The sequence below is a fragment of the Cellulomonas humilata genome (assembly GCF_030814415.1).
GTDB lineage: Bacteria > Actinomycetota > Actinomycetes > Actinomycetales > Cellulomonadaceae > Cellulomonas > Cellulomonas humilata_A.
In genome coordinates this window covers 498,458-515,619 of sequence record NZ_JAUSVB010000002.1, presented here as the reverse complement: position 1 = coordinate 515,619, position 17,162 = coordinate 498,458, and the positions used below count along the sequence as shown (strand labels likewise).

General features: G+C 71.0%; 13 protein-coding genes. 4 read left to right on the top strand and 9 right to left on the bottom strand.

The genetic code is table 11. The features are described from left to right. Positions 1-58: 58 nt before the first annotated feature. Positions 59-1,390 (bottom strand): ABC transporter substrate-binding protein, encoded by a 1,332-nt coding sequence (locus J2X26_RS08470; RefSeq protein ID WP_307491404.1) that lies wholly within the window; start codon positions 1,388-1,390, stop codon positions 59-61. Positions 1,391-1,484: 94 nt separating this feature from the next. After that, the gene (locus tag J2X26_RS08465; protein ID WP_307491402.1) at positions 1,485-2,531 is read right to left on the bottom strand and encodes a LacI family DNA-binding transcriptional regulator; all 1,047 of its coding nucleotides are present in this window, start codon (positions 2,529-2,531) and stop codon (positions 1,485-1,487) included. A 149-nt stretch (positions 2,532-2,680) separates the two neighbouring features. Between J2X26_RS08465 and J2X26_RS08460 the strand changes: the two genes are divergently transcribed. After that, the gene (locus J2X26_RS08460; protein ID WP_307491401.1) at positions 2,681-3,100 is read left to right on the top strand and encodes a MarR family winged helix-turn-helix transcriptional regulator; all 420 of its coding nucleotides are present in this window, start codon (positions 2,681-2,683) and stop codon (positions 3,098-3,100) included. Continuing rightward, entirely contained in the window at positions 3,097-4,080 is a 984-nt protein-coding gene (locus J2X26_RS08455) for an alcohol dehydrogenase catalytic domain-containing protein (RefSeq protein ID WP_307491400.1), read from the top strand. Before J2X26_RS08460 ends, J2X26_RS08455 begins: the two co-directional genes overlap by 4 nt. Before the next feature lie 160 nt (positions 4,081-4,240). Here J2X26_RS08455 and J2X26_RS08450 read toward each other — a convergent pair whose 3' ends face one another. Continuing rightward, on the bottom strand, positions 4,241-4,858 hold the full coding sequence (locus J2X26_RS08450; RefSeq protein ID WP_307491399.1) for a CG0192-related protein: 618 nt from the start codon (positions 4,856-4,858) through the stop codon (positions 4,241-4,243). A 129-nt stretch (positions 4,859-4,987) separates the two neighbouring features. On the opposite strand from J2X26_RS08450, the gene J2X26_RS08445 reads away from it, so the two are divergent. Next, entirely contained in the window at positions 4,988-5,869 is an 882-nt protein-coding gene (locus J2X26_RS08445; protein WP_307491398.1) for a trypsin-like serine protease, read from the top strand. Positions 5,870-6,007: 138 nt separating this feature from the next. After that, the gene (locus J2X26_RS08440; RefSeq protein ID WP_307491396.1) at positions 6,008-7,945 is read left to right on the top strand and encodes an FG-GAP-like repeat-containing protein; all 1,938 of its coding nucleotides are present in this window, start codon (positions 6,008-6,010) and stop codon (positions 7,943-7,945) included. Positions 7,946-7,991: 46 nt separating this feature from the next. Here the strand turns inward: J2X26_RS08440 and J2X26_RS08435 are convergent, their stop codons facing one another. From J2X26_RS08435 to J2X26_RS08410, 6 genes are all read right to left on the bottom strand, one after another. Next, on the bottom strand, positions 7,992-9,248 hold the full coding sequence (locus tag J2X26_RS08435) for a M15 family metallopeptidase (RefSeq protein WP_307491395.1): 1,257 nt from the start codon (positions 9,246-9,248) through the stop codon (positions 7,992-7,994). A 294-nt stretch (positions 9,249-9,542) separates the two neighbouring features. Beyond that, the gene (locus tag J2X26_RS08430) at positions 9,543-11,474 is read right to left on the bottom strand and encodes a glycosyl hydrolase 53 family protein (protein WP_307491394.1); all 1,932 of its coding nucleotides are present in this window, start codon (positions 11,472-11,474) and stop codon (positions 9,543-9,545) included. 188 nt (positions 11,475-11,662) lie between these two features. Next, positions 11,663-12,700: a LacI family DNA-binding transcriptional regulator gene (locus J2X26_RS08425; protein WP_307491392.1), complete on the bottom strand. Its 1,038-nt coding sequence runs from the start codon at positions 12,698-12,700 to the stop codon at positions 11,663-11,665. A gap of 144 nt (positions 12,701-12,844) precedes the next feature. After that, positions 12,845-14,902 (bottom strand): beta-galactosidase, encoded by a 2,058-nt coding sequence (locus J2X26_RS08420; protein ID WP_307491391.1) that lies wholly within the window; start codon positions 14,900-14,902, stop codon positions 12,845-12,847. Positions 14,903-14,913: 11 nt separating this feature from the next. Beyond that, positions 14,914-16,923, bottom strand: a complete 2,010-nt coding sequence (locus J2X26_RS08415) for a beta-galactosidase (protein ID WP_307491390.1) — start codon at positions 16,921-16,923, stop codon at positions 14,914-14,916. Continuing rightward, positions 16,920-17,051, bottom strand: coding sequence for a hypothetical protein (locus J2X26_RS08410; RefSeq protein ID WP_307491389.1), 132 nt, complete (start codon positions 17,049-17,051; stop codon positions 16,920-16,922). Before J2X26_RS08410 ends, J2X26_RS08415 begins: the two co-directional genes overlap by 4 nt. Positions 17,052-17,162 lie beyond the last annotated feature (111 nt).

Here is a 17,162-nt window from a genome sequence, read left to right as displayed (position 1 = left end):
CCCCGGTGCGACCGGGTCCGGCCTGCGCTGCAGGCCGGACCCGGTGATGGTCGGATGCTTACCAGCCCTCGAGGCCGAGCTGCTGGGCCTGCTTCAGCACGTCGTCGTCGTAGAGCGCGGCGCCCTCCGCTCCGGTGTTGATCCCCGAGCCGACCGCCACCGTGATCTGCTCGAGGGACGGGCCCTTGACGGGCGAGAGGAACTCGAGCGCCGGGAACGTCTTGCCGCTGTCGAAGTACGCCTGCAGGTCCTGGACCGCGGGCGGCAGGTCGGCGGGCAGGTCACAGCCGTCGATGAAGTACGGGCCTGTCACGCCGACCGCCTCGGTCTGCGCGTCGCACCCCTCCGGCGAGGCGACGAAGGCGAGGAACTCCTTTGCGGCTGCCTCGTTCTCGCCACCCTGGGGGATGTAGAGCGCGGCCGACAGCCAGGTCGTCATGCCCACGTCGGAGGCGTCCTCTCCCGGGATGGCGAAGAAGCCGACGTCCTGCAGGTTGTCGGGGAAGTTCGCCTGGATCTCACTGACCGCGAACGTGAGCATCGGGTACTGGGCGCCGGTCCCGGTGGCCAGCTTCTCGAGGGCGTCGGCGTAGGTCGTGGTGCCGAAGTCCGCGTTGTACAACCCCTTCTCGAAACCCTCCTGGAGGTGGTCGAACCCGAGCTGCGCGGACGGTGTGTCGGCGAAGTGCGCCTCGTTCGCGGTGAACTTCTCCGCCCAGCCCGGATCGGCCGCCTCGACGTTGTAGTAGTCGCCGAGGACGAACAGCTGGGAGGTCCACGTGGAGTCGGCGCCGTAGCTCTGGATGATCGGGTCGATCCCAGCTGCCTTGATCGCCTCGCTGTTGGAGATGAAGTCCGCCCACGTGGTCGGGACCTCGAGACCGAGCTGCTCGTAGACCTTCTTGTTGTAGAGGACCCCGCCGCCCATGGCGTTCCCGACGGGGACGCCGTAGACGCCCTCACCCGCGGTCACGCCGGCCTTGAACGTGTCGGTGACCGCGTCCATGAACGACTCGCCGCTGAGATCGACGAGCGTCTGCTCGGGAGCGAGCGCCTGCAGCAGGGAGCCCGAGTTGTACCAGAACAGGTCGGGCATGTCGCCGGTCTGGAGCCGCGTCTTGACGACGTTGTCGCCCTCGGAGCCCTGCGGCCGGTTCTCGAGCTCGATCGTGACGTCCGGGTTCTCCGCTGTGTACGCGTCGACGAGGCCCTGCATGGTGCTGACGGTCGCTTCGGTGCTGTCGATCAGGATCGTCAGCTCGACGGGGCCGGACGCGGACTCGTCATCGGTGGCACCACCGCCGCCGGAGCAGCCCGCGAGCGCAAGACCCGCGATCGCAACCGTCCCCACGGCGCCGAGCCGTCGGGCCCGGATCTTCCTGGAAAGCATCATTGACCTCCATGGACGGGAACCCCGTCGCGCGCTGCGACGAGCGATGAATGGATTCAAGCACGAAAACCTGTCATGACTGGTTTCTCGTCTATCACGATCGCGTAACACCCTTCGTCCGGATCCTCGGCCGGGTGGAGCTCCGGGGAACCAGCCGCGGCGTAGCGACCTCGTGGACCGCGTCCGTGCGTCCGGCGAGCCGCTCCAGGAGGAGCGAGACCACCGACGCGCCCATCTGCTCCCCGGGCTGGTCCACCGACGTGAGACCGATCAGCGGATGGCCGGCCTGCTTGATGTTGTCGTAACCGGCCACGGAGATCTCCGACGCGTCAGGACGCTGCGTCAGTGCACTGAGGACGCCGATCGCGAGCTCGTCGTGCGCCGCGAAGATCGCCGTCGGACGCGCTCCGCTCGCGAGCAAGCGGAGCGTGGCCTGGTGAGCGCTGTCCTCTCCGCCGTCGCACCGGGCGACCTGGATGGAGCTCTCCAGCCCGGCCTCGCGCATCGTCGCCTCGTACGCCGCGAGCCGCAGCGAGTGCGGCGTGCCCGACCCCTGGCGCGTGTGCTGGTCGTCGAGGGTGAGGTGGGCGATCTCGCGGTGACCCAGCTCGAGGAGGTGCTGCATCAGCATCCCGACCCCAGAGACGTCGTCGCCCACGACGGTGTCGTAGCCGACAGAGCTGTCGTGGCGCCCGAGCATGACGATCGGGATGCGACGCGACATCTCCTCCAGCCAGCGGGGGTCGACCCGGGGCGAGACCGCGATCAGGCCGTCGACCTGGCGATCGGCCAGGGCCTCGAGCGCCCGGTAGCCCTCGGAGTGGTCCGGGTCGACGGGCGCGATCACCAGCTGGTACGGCTCGGTCTCGAGCGCGGTCGTGGCACCCGAGAGGATGCGGGCGAAGAACTGGTTGGCGATGTCGGGTAGCTCCATCCCGAGCGTGAACGTCGCCCCGCGCATGCCGCGTGCCGAGATCAGCGGCCGGTAGTCGAGCTCCTCGATCACGGCCTCGACCCGCTCCCGCATGGAGGCGCTGACCCCGTACGCACCGCGGATCACCTTCGAGACGGCGGCCCGAGAGACACCCGCCCTCCGGGCGACGTCCTCGATGGTCGCGCGCTTGACCGCCTCAGGCGTCATCACAAGCCTCCGCTCCGTTGCGTGTAGAGCAATCTACAGATTCGTAGAGCGATCTACAACGCCTCTACGGAGACTACTGCGGGGCCACTGACTCGCATCGATGATGGATTACCAGGAATATAGTTCCCCGGCATCCAGTTGCCACCGACATGGACTTCTTCGACGCCCTGGTCCGGTACGAGACCTACCTCTGGAACCACCTCGACGACCGCCTGGTGGCGGCCGGAGGGGTGTCGCTGGCGAACCTGACCGCGCTGAGGGTGGTGCGCCGGCATGCGGGGTCGGCCAGGGTGCAGGAGCTGCGCACCCACCTCGGGATCACGGTCGGCGCGGCGAGCAAGCTCGTCGACCGGCTCGAGCGGGACGGGCTCGTCGTCCGCACCGCGAACCCGCACGACCGGCGCTCCTCGCTGATCACGCTCGCCCCGGCCGGGGACGCGGCGCACGATGCCGGCGTCGCGCTCGTCGACTCCGAGCTCGCTGCGCACCTCGCGGGTGAGGACGTCACCGACGCAACCGCCCACCTGACGCGCCTCCTCGACCGGCTCACGACGGTGGTGGCCCGGTGACGGCGACCACCATGCGCGCCGTCGTCGTCGACCGCCCGGGCGGGCCCGAGGTCCTGCAGGTGCGCGACGTGACCGTCCCGCGCGTGGAACCCGGTCAGGTCCTGGTCCGCGTGCACGCGTTCGGGCTCAACCGCTCCGAGCTGCACTTCCGCCGCGGGCAAGCCTCGTCCGGGTCGTTCCCGCGGATCCCCGGCATCGAGGCGGCGGGCGTGGTCGAGAACGCCCCCGGCGGCGAGCTCGCGCCGGGCACCCAGGTCGTCACGCTGATGGGCGGGATGGGTCGAACCTTCGACGGCGGCTACGCGCAGTACGTCGCCGTGCCTGCGGCCCAGGTGATCCCGTTCACCAGCGACCTGCCGTGGGACGTGCTCGGCGCTGTGCCCGAGATGCTGCAGACCGCCCACGGCACGCTCGCGGTCGGTGTCCGTCCGTCCGCCGGGCAGAGCCTGCTGATCCGTGGCGGGACGTCGTCGGTCGGCCTGACCCTCGCCGTGCTCGGGCGGCTGCACGGTCTGACCGTCCTGTCCACGACCCGCTCCCCCGCCCGGACGGCGCTGCTGGACTCTGTCGGCGTCGACCACGCCCTCGTCGACGACGGCCGCATCGCAGCTCAGGTCCGCGAGCTGTACCCGGACGGCGTCGACGGTGCGGTCGAGCTGGTCGGGGTCGACGTCCTGCGCGACACCCTGCGGTCGGTGCGCGGCGGGGGCACGGTCTGCTTCACCGGGATGCTCTCCGACCACTGGACGATCCCCGAGTTCTACCCGATGGACTGGCTCCCGAACGGCGTCCGCCTCACGGCCTACTCCGGCGACGCAGCCGACCTTCCGGCGCCGGTGCTCCAGGAGTTCCTCGACGCCGTCGCCGACGGTCGCGCCCAGGTCCCCGTCGGGCAGGTCTACCGCCTCCACCAGATCGCCCAGGCACACGCCGACATGGAGACCGGCACGGTCGGCGGCAAGGGCGTGGTGGTCCTGTGATCGCGCCCGAGCTGTTCACCGCCCAGGCACTCGCCGCCCGCGAGCCCAGTCCCACGGCGTCGCAGGCGACGAGGGTGACGCTGGCCCGGACCTCCTGGGGGCCGAACGCACGTGACGCCCACCCCGGAACCGGTCTCGACCGACCTGCCGAGATCGAGCCTCAGGCGACGTAGGCGAGCACGACCGGGGACTCGAGGCCGGACCACGTGCCCGTGAGGGTGGACTCGTGGTCCGTGGGAGTCGCCTGCCGGTCGAGACGACGGCAGAGGACGAGGCGCAGGGCTCCGGCCAGGTCCATGACGGTCGTCGTGGCGTCCGAGGACACGCTCACGTCGCCGACGGGCGGGACGCCATCCGAGCGAGAGCCGCTCCCGGTCACGCGCATGCTCGGTTCGCGCGGGGCGTCGGCGCCCTCGACCATCTCCTCGGCCTGGTCGACACCCGCCAGCAGCACGGACGCGAGCACGCCGGCATAGACCGGGTCCCCGGTCGCGTCGTAGATCCAGCGCTGCCCGAGCACGGAGTGCTCCATGGTGCAGATCAGGAACCGTTCCGCCCCGTCCAGCGGGGCGCCGCGATAGGTCAGCGGAACCTGGAGCAGGTCCCCGTCTGCAGTCGACAGGACGTGCGTCTCGATCCCGACCTCGCCGTCGGGGTCGTCGAACCGGTACCCACGGACCAGGTCGAACTCCTGCTCCCCCCAGGGCTGGGTAGGAACCCAGTCGGCGAGCAGCTCCGCCTTGGTCGGACGGATGGTGGCGCGGTGGAGAAGGGCCATCGGGCGACCCTAGCGCGGGGCCGGACGACCCGCGTCGGTGCGATACGTCCGGGATGCCCGGGTCGCTCTCCGGTCCTAGCCTGCGCAGAGGCGGTCGACCCGACCGTCTCATCCCCCGAGGGAGGCATTGTGCGCAAGACCCTCCTGGCGCTCACCGCGCTGCTCGGCCTGCTGATCGTCTCGGCGTCACCCGCCGCCGCGATCACAGGCAACTACGTCAAGGACTTCGAGCACCCGTACGTCGGCCTGCTCACCACCTTCGACGCCGATGGCGAGTTCGCCGGCCGGTGCTCCGGCTCGCTGCTCACCCCCACCGTGTTCCTCACGGCCGGCCACTGCACCGAGGACGTCGCGACTGCGGTCGTGTACTTCCAGCAGGACGCCGGCGTGAACTACGACCCCGAGACCGAGCTCGACCCGGTCACCGGGTACCCCGAGTTCTGTGCCGGCGACACGCTCGGCGTCGTGTGCGCGACGTCCGACGAGACCTACAACTGGGGTTTCGACGACTTCGCGGGCTTCCCCGACACCAAGGACATCGGGATCGTGATCCTCGACCAGCCCATCGCGCTGGACGAGTACGGATCGTTGGCCGCGGTCGGTTCGCTCGACAGCCTTGCGACGGCGCAGGGCACCAAGGACGTGACCTTCACGGCGAGCGGGTACGGCCTGTCGTACAGCAGCCCGGTCGCGGTCGAGTCGTTCCGCGAGCGGCTGATGGCGTCCGCTCGCCTGACGAACCTGACCAGCAACAACACCGGCGGGTTCAACATCCAGACCACCGGCAACGGCAAGGGCAAGGGCGGCACGTGCTCCGGAGACTCCGGCGGCCCGGTGTTCTATGGCGGCTACACGTCGAACACCGTCGTGGCCGTGACGTCGTTCGGGCTGAACTCGTACTGCCGCGGCACCGACTTCGGCTACCGCGTCGACACCCAGGCCGCGCAGGACTGGATCCGGTCCGTCGTCGGCGTCGAGGAGTTCGCGCAGATCGACATCGTCGCGATCTGACACACCGTCGCGGCCCCTCCACCACCCGAGGGGCCGCGACGCGCGACCGATTCTCAGGTCGCCCCGCGGCGGTCCTCGTGGCACGATCCTGCGATCGAGCCAAGCAGGGGCCCGGTCGCGGGAGAACGAGGAAGTCTCATGCGTCGTGCCCTGCTCGTCCTGCTCTGCCTGCTGATCGGCGTCGGGCTGTTCCCGGCCGCCGCTTCCGCCGCACCGACGGTGCCCGTGCCGACCGGGCTCACGGTCGTCGCCACCAGCAGCGGCACCGTCCGGTTGTCGTGGAGTCCCGTCAAGGACGCGATCCGGTACGACGTCTACTGGGGCAACGACCCCGCCTACCTCGACGTCATCGCGACGACGACGTCGCCGGCGTGGACCAACGAGGGAGCCAGCTCCGTGCTCCCGACGGAGACGCTGTACTTCGGCGTCCGGGCCATCACGCGCAGGAGCTCCTCCGAGATCAGCCCGCTCGTGTCGGTGGTCATGCCGCCGGCCGTCCCCAGCGGGGTGACCGCGGAGGTGGTGCAGCCCAACCAGGTGCGTCTCACCTGGGGCTTCGTACCGGAGGGCACCACGTTCCGGGTCAGCGAGCTCACCGACGACCGCGCCGAGCAGCCGTCCCAGGTCCTCAGCACCGACGACCGCGGAGCGTTGGTCGCCACCCTCGCCGACTCCTCGTACGTCTTCCGGGTACGCGCGGTGTGGGACGGCGTCGAGTCCCTCGTCTACGCCGAGGTTGCCGTGACCACCCCGCCGCGCTGGGAGACGCAGGTCGCGTACGACGGGAAGGTGTCCGTGCTCGACTCCGGCCCGCAGACGCTCGAGTTCGGCGTCTACCCGGGGTTCTCGTCGGGCGGCGGCCAGCCGCTGGGCGACGTGCAGCTGATCGTCGACGGGCAGGACGTCGGCACCCAGGGGATCGACCCGGCGCTCAACCGGGCCCGGTTCGACGTCCAGCTGGTACCGGGCGCGCACGACTTCACCGTGCGCTACCTCGGCGACGACGGCTACCTGCCCTCCGAGTCGACCGGCACCATCTACGTGTCCGACCCGGTGCCCGACTACCTCGTCGAGACCCTGGCGACGGCGTCCGTCGTCGACGCCGCGATCGCCGACGTGACGTGCGACCTCCGGGCCGACCTGGTGACGGTGGCCGACGTGACCACCGGCGACGGCTCCACGGGCCGCACCACCCGGGTCAGCACGCAACCCGCCCGTGCCGACGGTTCGCTCGGCGACACCCTCGGTGTGAACGTCACCACGGTCTACAGCCCGACCGACGTCGCCGTGGGCGACCTCACCGGCGACGGCTGCGCCGACGTCGTCGTCGCGGCGGGCGACGTCGTCATCCTCACCGGATCGGCGTCGGGCCTGCGGACCCCCACCAAGCTCAAGGGTCTGCCGACCGCCGGCGCGGTGAGCATCGCCGACCTCACGGGCGACAGCGTGGCCGACCTGCTCGTGTCCACTACCGACGGCCAGCTGCTGCTGCCCGGCACCGGGCGTGGCACGTTCGGCAAGGCCCGGACGCTGCTCGACGGCCAGTTCGGCGGCACCGTCGCCGTGGCCGACCTCGACGGCAACGCGCTCGCCGACCTGATCGAGCTGCGCGACGGCGTCCTGACCGCCTATCGCCAGACGACGCCGGGGACGTTCACCGCAGCGTGGACGCGGTCGACGAGCGGTGGGTACGAGCTCGCGGTGGCCGACGTCGACGGCGACGGCCGCAGCGACGTGCTCGTCTCCGGAGACGTCACGCAGCTGTTCTCCGGCGCGGACGGGTCGGTCACGCAGCCGCCGCTGGAGAACGGGTACAGCACGCACGTCGAGCTCGGCGACCTCGACTCGGACGGCGACGTCGACCTGGTCAAGGTGGAGGGCTACGGCGGGCGCCCGCAGGCAGCCATCACCACGGCCGGCGAGCCCGCCGCCTGGCAGGACCTCACCACCGACCCCTTCACCTACTCGTACGGCACGCGTGGCGTGGTCGTGGGCGACCTCGGCAGCGACGGCACCACGGAGATCGTGGCGCTCGACTTCGACACGACGAGTGTGCTCCGACCCGTGTCCGGCTGAGGTCGACGGTGACCCACGCGACGAGGCAGACGGCGCTGCGGCCACGTCACGGAGCGGGCGGCTCCGTGGAAGCGGTCGGGGTGCTGCTCGGGGTCGGCGTGGCGCTCGGGGTCGGCGCCGGCTCGACCGGAGCGACGGCGGGCTGCTCGACGACGGGCGGCACGGGCGAGGTCGGGGGCGGGGTGGTGGGCGCCGGGACGCCCACGGTGATCGGCACCGACGTGCCCGTGCTGGAGTCGTCCGACGTACCGAACTCCCAGTGCCACGGCTCGTGGGGTCCGCGACCGCCCTCGTCCATGTAGACCGGGTGGTGCCAGCCGTAGGTCATCGCGTTGGCCTTGAGCCAGGCGTACTGCGCGGACCGGTAGCCGTTGGCCTGGTCGAGGTCGATCGCCAGGCCCCAGCCGTGGTTGGACGTGCCGGGCACCGCGGCCATCGTTCCCTTGGCCGCCCGGGTGCTGATCTGCTCGTCGAGCGTGCGGTACGAGCCCGAGATCTTCAGGTCGTGGCCGAAGTCCACGCGGTAGGCCGCGTTCAGTCGCGCCAGCGCCTCCGCCGCGTCGCAGCGCAGGTGCTGGCTCGGCGCGAACGCGACCACGCACAGCACCTTCAGCGGGATGGCCCCGTTGGTGTAGCCGTCGGTCGACCGGGCCTGCTGCTCCACCTTGGCGACCGCCGCCTTGGAGGCCTCGTCCCCCGTCACCGCGATCTGCTGCGCCGCGACCGTGATGCCGGCCGCGGCGTCCCGGGCCTGGACCGCGGAGGTGGCAGCCGCGACGACGTCGCGGACCTCGGCGGCGGCGTGGGTGGCCCCGACGGCAGCGTCGAGCAGCGCCACCTGGGGGTCGGCGGAGACCAGCAGGCGTGTCATCGCGGCGTTCTGCGCCGACTGGTCGCCGAGGTCGAGCGCTACCAGCAGGACGTCGGTCTCGACGCCCTCCACCACGCGCGTCGCCTCGGCGACATCACCCGAGGCCACCTGCTGGCGAGCACCCTGGACCCGGTCCGGGAGCTGCTCGGCGGTCAGCCCCGACGTGACGGGCGCTGCCGTCGCGTCGACCAGGTCGGGACGGAACAGCGTCCGCGAGGCGACCTTCGTGGTGTCGACCAGCGGATGGCCGACGAGCGTGACGGTCGCCGCCTCCACCGCCGCCACGCGGTCGTCGAGCCGCGTCAGCGCCAGCGTGTACGCCGACCCCGTCGGCTCCTGCGAGACCAGCGCCTCGGCGCCGGTCTGGTCGACGTCGGCGGAGTGGGAGGTGTCGACGGGCGGCGCGGCCAGGACGGCCGTCAGGAACACCATCGACGCGAGGATGACGACCGACTCCCACGGCCGCCGCCCCTGCCGCGGGCGCGACGAATGACGACCCTGGGTCGTCCGTCGTGGTCCGAGCACTGGTGTCCTCCGCGATGCAACCGTCCGACGATCCCACCGCGACCCCGCGTTCGTCGACCCGCCAGACGGGGGGACTCACCCCGACGACACCCGTGTCTGCCGCTGCGCAGGCCCGAATGCCCGGAATGCGGAGCCCCAGCAGTGCGACCCGGCGGTGACCCCGCGAGGGGCCACCGCCGGGCGTGCGTCGGGCGCGAGCGCTCAGTGGTGAGCGAGCGCTCTCCGGACCACGTCGACGACCGCGGTCACCGGGCCGTGCTCCGCGGTGGTGCCGGCGATGACGATCTGTCCGGGGGTGGACGGTGCACGGGCGGGGACCGCGTCCCAGGTCACAGCCACCGCGTGGCGCGTGTTGTCGGAGCCGAGGACGTCGACGGTGGTCGGCAGCCTCAGCGCGCTCGAGGTGCGGACCGTCCTGTAGACGGTGTCGGCGACCACGAACTCGGCGTCGCTCGCCTCGTAGACCTCGATCGTCTCGTGGAACGTGAGCACCGGCCAGGCGCTGCTCGACCAGTCGATCATCTCCTGCCAGTTCGCGGGCTCCCAGACCAGGACGCCGGCGCCCCGGTTGCCGGGCAGGTCGTTCGCGATCCGGAAGACGTCCTGGAGGAAGAGGCCGGCGCCCTCCGCGGTCTTGGGGTAGGGCGAGTTCGGGACCGGGAGTCCGTCCCAGTCGTTCGACTGGTGCGACGTCTCGGCGATCTCCATGGCGTAGCCCGGGTGTGCCGCGGCGACCTGGTGCAGGTTCGACTCGTAGTGCTCGGGCGTCCCGTGCCACTCGGGGTAGTAGGAGTGCGCGATGACGTCGATGTCCTGGCCCTTGGCGTTCAGCCTGGTGAGGAACTGCTCCCAGAACTCGAGCGTCTTGTCGACCCGCCCGTTGTCGATGATCACGTGGGTCTCGACCTGGATGTCCTCGCCGTGGGCCGCCGAGACGTCCCGGACAGCCTTGATGCCCGACGCCTGGAGGGTGGTGAACCGGTCCCAGGCCGCGTCGTACGCGGTCTGCTCGGCCGGGTCGTCCGAGCCCCAGTAGTCCCAGAGCAGGGCGCCGCCGGGCTGCGAGACGAACGACGGGTCGTGGTTGAAGAAGCACGAGCCGCACCACGCGGCATCGTCGAACCAGGGCTGCGGACGCTCGCTCCCCCACATGAAACCGTTGATGAGCTCGTTGCCCACCGCGACCTTGTCGGGGGTGGTGCCCTGGGCGACCAGCGCGTCGATGGTCGCGTAGGTGTAGTCGTAGACCGCCTGGGTCAGCTCCTCGAAGGGCAGCTCGCGCCACGCGGTGGGCTTCGCCTGCTTGCTCGGGTCGGCCCACGAGTCGGCGTAGTGCAGGTCGATGCCCAGGCCCATGCCCTGCTCGACGACGTCGCTCGCCACGCCGAGGGTGCGCTCCGGGCTCTGGTACGCGGGCTCGAGGTACTCACCCGTCCGCTCGTCACGCGGGTCGTTGAAGACGCGCAGGCGGATGTACTCCATGCCGGCGTCGGCCGCCGCCTCGAGGACGGGCACCGGCTCGGCACCCTCGTCCACGACGTAGGTCAGGCCCTGTGCGTCGTTCTGGTCGGCGTACGAGATGTCCGCGCCCAGCACGACGTCGTCGCGCAGGTAGTTCCACACGGACAGCTCGCTGATGCCGGCGACGGCGCCCGGGGACACGTCGGTGATCGTGACTCGCAGGAAGGCGATCCCGGCGCGCGCGACGAGGTGCTCCTCGCCGCGACCCGGCCGGTCGTTCCTCTTGCGGTCGACGAGGGTCTTCCACCGGTGACCGTCTGCGGAGGCCTCGACCACGTACTGGTAGGTGCCGTGCGCGTCGGGGAAGACGAGACCGACCTTCCGGATGTTGTCGTACGCCCCGCCGAGGTCGAGGACGAGGGAGTGCCGGCCCTTGCCGCGCGCGGTCCACGCGGTCGCCGGGTCGCCGTCGACGGCGAGTCCCGCGCTCGCCTGCGCCGTGCTGGCGTCCACCGAGACCCAGGGCTTCGCGGCGAGGTTGCTGCGGACGGGTGCGAAGTTGACGAGGCCGTCGGGCTCCTCGGCCGGGGCGGGGCCTGCGCTGCCGAGGACGAGGGCACCTGCGGCGAGGAGGGCGAGCGTGGAGGTTCGGCGTCGGCTGATCGGCTGCATGGGACGTCCTTGTCTCATTGAGGTGTGTGCACGTGCACAGCACAAGGTCACGTTACGAGCGGACGAAAGCGACAGTCAAGGGCGCAGGAACGCGGATCAGCGGTGGGAGCGTGCACAGGCCACGCGGAGATGCGCCACGTGTTTGGTGCGGGATGCCCGATGCCGGGCGGTCGGCGTGATCCGGCTCGTCAGGAGTGGGTCGGAGCAACCGATCCGGTGCTGGCGCGCACCACGAGCGAGGTCGGCAGCGTGACGGCGGCCGGCTCCCCGCCCTCGACCAGCTCGATCAGGAGGCGCACCATCTCGGCGGCGATCCGTTCGAGCGGCTGACGCATCGTGGTGAGCGGCGGGTCGAGCGTCGCTGCGAGCCCGGAGTCGTCGAAGCCTCCGACCGCGACGTCCTGCGGGACGCGTCTGCCGGCCTCGCGGAGCACCTGCAGGGCGCCCGCAGCCATCAGGTCGGAGGCCACGAAGACCGCGTCGAGGTCGGGTCGGCGCTCGAGGAGCGTCCGCATGCCTGCCGCGCCACCGTCGCGCGAGTAGTCGCCATGAGCCACGAGCGACTCGTCGTAGAGCGACCCGAGCTCGTCGCGGTAGCCCTGGAGCCGGAGCCTGCCCCCGGGGGTGTCCAGGGGTCCGGTGATCGTCGCGACCCTGGTGCGGCCGAGGTCGAGCAGGTGCCGGGTCATCCGCCGCCCGCCGCCGAGGTCGTCGGCGGAGACGTAGCCGAGCCTGCCCTCGAAGCCGAGCGGTATGCCGCAGGAGATCATCGGGATGCCCTGCCGCACCAGCGCGTCGAGCAGGGGGTTGCCGCTGTGCGACGAGATCGCGAGGACGCCGTCGACGTGTCCGGCGCCGACGTAGGACGAGACCTGCTTCTGCTCGTCGGGGGTGCCCGCGACCATGAGCAACAGCGGCATGCGGCGGGCGGCCAGCGCCTCGGCGGCTCCGCGCAGGAGGATCGAGAAGTTCGGGTCCTCGAAGAGCAGGTGCTGAGGTTCGGTGAGCAGGAACGCCACCGAGTTCGAGCGTCCCGTGACCAGGCTGCGCGCGTGCAGGTTGGCGGAGTAGCCGGTGGTCCGGATCGCCTCCTCGACGGCTGCGAGCGAGTCCGGGGACACCCAGTGCCCACCGTTGATCACGCGCGAGACAGTGCCCCGGGACACGCCGGCAGCAGCCGCGACGTCACGGATCGTCGGGCGCTTGCGCGGCGCGGTCGGTCCCATCGCACGAGACTCTAGGGGAACGGGGTCACAATCCACGCCTTGACCGCGCTGTCGGCCAGGTCGACGCTGCCATCGCGCTGCAGGTGAGGTGCTCCCAGTGATCGCCGACGTGTACGTGCCCGGCAGACCCAGACCATGAGCGGGTCAGTGCACCTCCTCGAGGATGGTGAGGTCCCAGGCGCCGACAGTGAGGTCGGTGCCCTCCGCGACGGTGGCGTCGTCGAGGACGGACCGGGCCGTGACCGGGCTCGTCACCTGCACCGGGCGGCCGGAGTAGTTCAGGAGATAGGTCAGCGGTGCTCCGGCGGAGTTCACGCCTCGTCGAACGGCGACGGTGCCGGCGAGCTCCTGCGGCCAGTCCCACAGGCCCGCGTCGCGCACCGCCAGGGCGAGCACCTCGCGGACCAGGGCGGGACCGGTCATCGTGCCGAGGTGGATCGCCGTGCCGGCCCCCGAGCGGTGCCGGGTCACAGCCGCCTGACCGCCCCACGCAGGGTGGTCGTACGACGCGAGCACCTCCGCGCCTTCGGGCTGCAGGAGCTCCATGAAGCGCAGTGCGGAGCGGTCGTCGGGGCTCAGCGCGGCGGCGCCGGGGGCGGCCGCCAGGTCGCCGTGCAGGGTGAGGCTCACGTCGACCGGGACGGTGAACTGGTTGTAGGTGAGCCCGAGGACGCCCGTGAGCGAGTGCGGCTGCCGGTCGTTCCACACCGTGACGTGCTCGTCGGCGACGAACGACTTGAACGTCGAGACCAGGTGGCCGCCGTCGCCGACGAACGCGCGCAACCGCTGCAGCGTCGACTCGGGCGCCGAGTACAGCGCCGGGACGACAACCATCGCGTACCGGCCGAGGTCCTCGGTGTCGGCGGAGACGAAGTCACACTCGACGTTCAGCTCGAACAGGGCGTCGTACACCCAGCGGAGCACGTCGTTGTAGCCGATCGAGGGGCGGACGAAGGAGGGGAACCCGGTCTCGACGCTGAACCACCTCAGCGCCGTCAGGGCCTCGTTGCTGACCATGATCGCGACCCGGTTGGACTTGCGCAGGTGCACGAGCGACCGCCCCACCCGCTGGAGCTCGGCACCGACGACGGCGGCCTCGTCGTAGGTGGGGTTCGCCTCGAGGTCGTGGCTGAGCAGGCCGCGCCAGTACGTCTCGAAGGAGTTGTGGATGGAGTGCCAGTGCCAGTACATGACGGAGTCGGCGCCGCTCGCGAGGTGGCTGTAGGCCTGCAGGCGCAGCTGGCCGGGGTAGGGCAGCCAGGCAGGCTGTCCTTGGGCCTGGGTCTCCAGCACGAGGTAGTTCGCGCCACCCTTGATCGAGCGGGTCATGTCCCCACCGAACGCGATCTCCTTGCCGGTGAGCGCGGACTGCGTCGGGTGGTAGATGTCGACGCCGGCGATGTCCACGCTGGCCGCAGCCCGGAAGTGGTCGACGGACGGCTGCAGCCCGTAGGACCAGCCCGGCCCCCAGTCGAAGTCGAAGTTGTGCGTGAGGAACTGGTCGTCCCGCGCGTACTCGCGAACGATGGCGGCCTGCCAGCCGAGGAACTCCTCGACCAGCGATCGGCGGAACCTGTCGAACGCCGCGGCGAGGGACCCGTTGATCGTGCCCCGGACGTCCGGGAAGTCCTCCCAGGCGTCGACGCGGTTGGACCAGTAGTCCAGGCCGTAGGCACGGTTCATCGCGCCGAGGTCGTCGTCGAACGTCTCGCGGAGGTGCTGGACGAACGTGCGCTGGACGTCGCTCGAGGCGACGTCGTAGTACTTCGTCTCGTTGTCGAGCTGGAAGCCGATGACGCCAGGGCGGTGCGCGGTGTGCTCCAGGAGCGCGCGGATGACCCGCTCGCTGTGGAGGCGGTAGGCCGGGTGGGTGATGTTCATGATCTGGCGTGCGCCGTAGCGTCCCTGGCCCGTGCTCGTCTCGGCGAGCACGTCCGGGTGCGACGTCACGAGCCACGCCGGCACCGCGTACGTGGGGGTCCCGACGATGACGTGGATTCCGGCGGCCTCCATCGCGTCGAGCGCCCGGTCGACGTGGGTGAAGTCGAACACGCCAGGCTGCGGCTCCAGCGTGCTCCAGGTCGACTCGGCGATGCGGACCACGTTGAGGTTCGCCGCCTGCAGCATCGCGACGTCGGTGTCGATGCGGTCGGTCGGCATGTACTCGTCGTAGTAGGCGGCGCCGTACAGGATCTCGTCCATGTGTGTCCGGCTCAGTCTTCTCGGACGACGGCGACGCCCAGCGCCGGAACTCCCGCCCCCGCCTCGTGACGTCGGTCAGCCACGAGGTCGTGCCCGGAGACGTGCAGAGGCACATCCGTGCTGGTGTGGTTGATCGCGAACAGCCAGCTGCCGGAAGCGCTCGTCCGACGGACGACCTCCACCCCAGCCGGCGACGGGACCACGGACGACACGCCGGCCGCCGCAACCACGCGTCCGAGCAGATCGGTGAGGGACGGGTCGTCGAGGCGGGTCGACAGGTACCACGCGGCACCGCCCGACCGCGTGCTTCGGCGCGTGACCGCAGGACCGCCCGCCGACGGACCATCGAGGTAGGTCGCCAGGACCTCAGCGCCTGTCGACGTCATCCGCTCGGTCCAGACCTCCCCGGTGCTCCCGTCACTCAGCGTCGTCGTTCCCTCGGCCACCAGAGGCGCGAACTCCTCCACGCGCACGCCGAGCAGGTCCCGGAACGCCCCCGGATAGCCGCCCAGGAGGACCCGGTCGGAGGTGTCGACGATGCCCGAGAAGTACGAGACGAGCACCTGCCCACCCCTGGCGACGACCGCGGTCAGCCGGTCGGACAGGTCCTCGGGTGCGAGGTACAGGGTGGGCACGAGGACGACGTCGTACCCGTCCAGCGAGGCGGCCGCGGGCAGGACGTCGACCGCGACGCCCGCGTCGAGCAGCGCGCGATGCATGCGCTGCGCGAGGTCGAGATAGCGCAGATCGACGGTGGGGTGTGCCTCGAGCTCAGCGGCCCACCACGCCTGGGTGTCCCACAGCAGGGCCACGCGTGCATGCTCGACCGTGCTCCCCCGCACCTCCGCGAGCCGGCCCAGGGTCGCCCCCAGCTCGACGACGTCCCGGAACAGAGCAGAGTCGCGTCCGGCGTGCGGGACCATCCCCGAGTGGTACTTCTCGGCGCCTGCCCGGGACTGCCGCCACTGGAAGTACAGGACCCCGTCCGAGCCGCGGGCGACGTGCTGCAGCGCGTTGCGCAGCATCTGTGCCGGTTCCTTGGCGATGTTGCGGGGCTGCCAGTTGACCGCGCTCGTGGAGTGCTCCATGAGGATCCACGGGTGCCCGCCGGCCAGACCGCGCGTCCTGTCGGCGCTGAACGCGAGCTCGGCCCACCCGCGCGGGTCCTCGCCCCACAGGTAGTGGTCGTTGGACACGATGTCGACCAACGGCGTGGTCTGCGTGTAGTCGATCTGGTGGAAGTCGCCCATGACCATGTAGTTGGTGGTCACCGGGAGGTGCGGCGTCACCTCGCGCAGCACCGCCGCCTCGGCCTCGAGGTGCGCGACGAACGCGTCGGAGGAGAACCGCTCGAACGCGAGCTTCTGCCCCGGGTTCGCGATCGTGGTGGTGCGTCGGGGCGGCAGGATCTGCTCGAAGGACGAGTAGCGCTGCCCCCAGAACGCGGTCCCCCACGCCAGGTTGAGCGCGTCGATGTCCGCGTACTCCTTGCCCAGCCAGTCGCGGAACGCGGCCGCGGACACGTCGCAGTAGCAGCGCCCGTTGTGGCAGGCCAGCTCGTTGGAGACGTGCCACATCTTCACCGCGGGATGGTGGCCGTACCGCTCGGCGACCACCCGGGCGATCCGCGTGGCGTGGTGCCGGATGACCGGCGAGCTCACGCACCACGACTCGCGGCTGCCGTGCGTGAACCGCGCGCCGTCGGCGTCGACCGGCAGCATCTCCGGGTGCTTCAGGTGCAGCCACACCGGGGGCGCCGCACTGGGCGTCGCCAGGTCCACCCCGATCCCGGCCTCGTGCAGCAGGTCCAGGACCCGGTCGAGCCAGCCGAACTCGAACCGTCCCTCCTCGGGCTCGAGCTCTCCCCAGGAGAAGATCCCGACGCTCACCAGCGTCACACCCGCCTCACGCATGAGCGCGACGTCCTCGGCCCAGACCTCCTCCGGCCACTGCTCCGGGTTGTAGTCCGCTCCGAAGGCGATGCCCTCGGTGGGCCACGGGCCGGTCCAGCGCGCGCTCACCGGGCCACCGCCACGAACACGTCCCACGCGCCGAGGGTGACGGAGTCGCCCGCGGTGAACCGGGTCGGGGTCGGCGAGGACACGTGCGGCGCCGCGAGGACGTCGAGGTCGGCAGGAACGGTTACCACGGTGGCCTCCCAGGACCAGTTGTGAACGACGTGCACGCGCGCGCCGGCGGTTCGGATCGAGCTGTGGACGGTGATCCCCGGGCCGGCGCTCCGTCGAGGACGGGCCCGACG

Bases quoted from the DNA above. Each gene is read 5' to 3' on its own strand.
- J2X26_RS08440 (WP_307491396.1), top strand. From the start codon at position 6,008: ATGCGTCGTGCCCTGCTCGTCCTGCTCTGCCTGCTGATCGGCGTCGGG.
- J2X26_RS08470 (WP_307491404.1), bottom strand. From the start codon at position 1,390: ATGCTTTCCAGGAAGATCCGGGCCCGACGGCTCGGCGCCGTGGGGACG.
- J2X26_RS08430 (WP_307491394.1), bottom strand. From the start codon at position 11,474: ATGCAGCCGATCAGCCGACGCCGAACCTCCACGCTCGCCCTCCTCGCC.
- J2X26_RS08465 (WP_307491402.1), bottom strand. From the start codon at position 2,531: ATGACGCCTGAGGCGGTCAAGCGCGCGACCATCGAGGACGTCGCCCGG.
- J2X26_RS08425 (WP_307491392.1), bottom strand. From the start codon at position 12,700: ATGGGACCGACCGCGCCGCGCAAGCGCCCGACGATCCGTGACGTCGCG.
- J2X26_RS08435 (WP_307491395.1), bottom strand. From the start codon at position 9,248: ATGGTGTTCCTGACGGCCGTCCTGGCCGCGCCGCCCGTCGACACCTCC.
- J2X26_RS08460 (WP_307491401.1), top strand. From the start codon at position 2,681: ATGGACTTCTTCGACGCCCTGGTCCGGTACGAGACCTACCTCTGGAAC.
- J2X26_RS08450 (WP_307491399.1), bottom strand. From the start codon at position 4,858: ATGGCCCTTCTCCACCGCGCCACCATCCGTCCGACCAAGGCGGAGCTG.
- J2X26_RS08420 (WP_307491391.1), bottom strand. From the start codon at position 14,902: ATGGACGAGATCCTGTACGGCGCCGCCTACTACGACGAGTACATGCCG.